This window comes from Streptomyces vulcanius (assembly GCF_042653945.1).
In the GTDB taxonomy this organism is placed as follows: Bacteria; Actinomycetota; Actinomycetes; order Streptomycetales; family Streptomycetaceae; genus Streptomyces; species Streptomyces mangrovi.
The window spans coordinates 1-654 of sequence record NZ_JBHSFK010000137.1; the positions used below are offsets into that span (position 1 = coordinate 1).

Annotated in this window: 1 protein-coding gene; it reads left to right on the forward strand. The window is 65.4% G+C overall.

What is annotated here, in order from left to right:
- Nucleotides 1–654, forward strand: a 654-nt coding sequence (locus tag ACFPIH_RS56370; protein WP_381188178.1) for a 2-oxoacid:ferredoxin oxidoreductase subunit beta, incomplete at both ends; no start/stop codon positions are given.

A 654-nucleotide genomic window follows, 5' to 3' on the forward strand; every position in this document is an offset into this window, starting at 1 on the left:
GAAGGACTTCAAGTCGGACCAGGAGGTGCGCTGGTGCCCCGGCTGCGGTGACTACGCCGTCCTCGCCGCCGTCCAGGGCTTCATGCCCGAACTCGGCCTGGCGAAGGAGAACATCGTCTTCGTCTCCGGCATCGGCTGCTCCTCCCGCTTCCCCTACTACATGAACACCTACGGGATGCACTCCATCCACGGACGCGCCCCCGCCATCGCCACCGGACTCGCCTCCAGCAGACGCGACCTCAGCGTCTGGGTCGTCACCGGCGACGGCGACGCCCTCTCCATCGGCGGCAACCACCTCATCCACGCCCTCCGCCGCAACGTCAACCTCAAGATCCTCCTCTTCAACAACCGCATCTACGGACTCACCAAGGGCCAGTACAGCCCCACCAGCGAAGTCGGCAAGATCACCAAATCCACCCCCATGGGCTCCCTCGACGCCCCCTTCAACCCCGTCTCCCTCGCCCTCGGCGCCGAAGCCACCTTCGTCGCCCGCACCATCGACTCCGACCGCAAACACCTCACCGAAGTCCTCCGCCAGGCCGCCGCCCACCCCGGCACCGCACTCGTCGAGATCTACCAGAACTGCAACATCTTCAACGACGGCGCCTTCGACACCCTCAAAAACCGCGAAACCGCCGAAGAAGCAGTCATCCG